This window comes from Candidatus Methanoperedens sp. (assembly GCA_027460535.1).
GTDB lineage: Archaea > Halobacteriota > Methanosarcinia > Methanosarcinales > Methanoperedenaceae > Methanoperedens.
This window is the reverse complement of the sequence record JAPZAR010000019.1, coordinates 1-1,139: the sequence shown is the minus strand read 5'-3', so window position 1 is coordinate 1,139 and position 1,139 is coordinate 1. Positions and strand designations below refer to the sequence as shown.

The following is a 1,139-nucleotide window of genomic DNA, read 5'->3' as shown; positions in this document are numbered from 1 at the left end:
ATCTCTGCAGTATGATCTTTGCTTCCATCGTCGACAACTATAACACAGTCGGCATGCTGTCTGCAATGGAGTACCAGGCTGCCTATGGATACTTCCTCATTGAATGCGGGAAGGATTGCAGTTATTGCTCCGGTCATGGCCGTCCTCCTGCTGGTTTTTTCTGCTTTTTGAATCTTCTTATGCAATTAAAGGCCATTTTGATAAAAACTCCCTCATTACACAATTATCTGCTCAATGCAACATTCTTCTTTTTTTCAAATGAGAATAATAAATCTTGAATTATTCGTCATTCATTAGGGAAATATCACCAACCCTCACCACAGAATGAATGTTCTCAATCTATATAAATGTTTTCTTAATTATTAAATAAATCAAATTATAATTATTATGATTTATTATAATTATTATGATTTACTTCCTTCATCCACGTTCCCAGGGCAGCATGCACAATTAAGCATAAAGAATTCGATGATTTCGATTTTATGGGCGATGCTGTCATTTTTCTCGATAAGAGGCAGACGCATGATCTGGATCCATACCCGACCCATTTTATTCAGATCCAAAAAATGAGATTGACAAAAGTCAATGAAATGCCCAATTCGTTCATTTTTACAAATCATGGAATGACGCTCATGGGTACCATGGATCTGGAAAAAAAACTTGCGGATTCTTCCAAGGCTCAGACACAGGTCCAGGGAATCATCGAGTAAGATCTCATGTATTTTCACCAAAGTGCTGGGCTGCTATTGTGAGATCTGCAATATCCACAGCCCCGTCCATATTCACATCATAGCGAGGATAAGGCGGGACAACAATTTCATTGAAATGCTGTTCGATGATAGTCAAATCTTCGATATCTACGATTCCGTCCTCATTGACATCGTAGCGCGGATAGGCTTGGGGTGCATTTATAGTTACATCTCCATTTATCAAATCCAACGGAATCGCAACCCCACCGGGATCGCTGATTTTCACATTGGAGAGATCAATTCCGGATGCACCCGATGAACCGATTGCAGTAGCGTTGATAATGATGAATGTGCCTGGAGTCGATACATTTGAGTGCCCGAGGACAGCTTCGGTGATATTTTCGATCGAACCCAGAGAATTATTTATTGTGCCATTATTGAAGAACGTAC

The 1,139-nt window shown here is 39.9% G+C and carries 3 protein-coding genes; 1 reads left to right on the top strand and 2 read right to left on the bottom strand.

The window, feature by feature from the left end; all coding sequences use genetic code 11:
* Window positions 1-404: 404 nt before the first annotated feature.
* The gene (locus O8C65_08020) at window positions 405-548 is read right to left on the bottom strand and encodes a hypothetical protein (GenBank protein ID MCZ7356864.1); all 144 of its coding nucleotides are present in this window, start codon (window positions 546-548) and stop codon (window positions 405-407) included.
* An 18-nt stretch (window positions 549-566) separates the two neighbouring features.
* On the opposite strand from O8C65_08020, the gene O8C65_08015 reads away from it, so the two are divergent.
* A complete protein-coding gene (locus O8C65_08015; protein ID MCZ7356863.1) occupies window positions 567-710 on the top strand; it encodes a hypothetical protein in 144 nt (47 codons plus the stop codon).
* Between the two features lie 4 nt (window positions 711-714).
* Here the strand turns inward: O8C65_08015 and O8C65_08010 are convergent.
* Window positions 715-1,139 (bottom strand): dockerin type I domain-containing protein (locus O8C65_08010; protein ID MCZ7356862.1); only part of this gene is annotated, 425 nt, incomplete at its 5' end.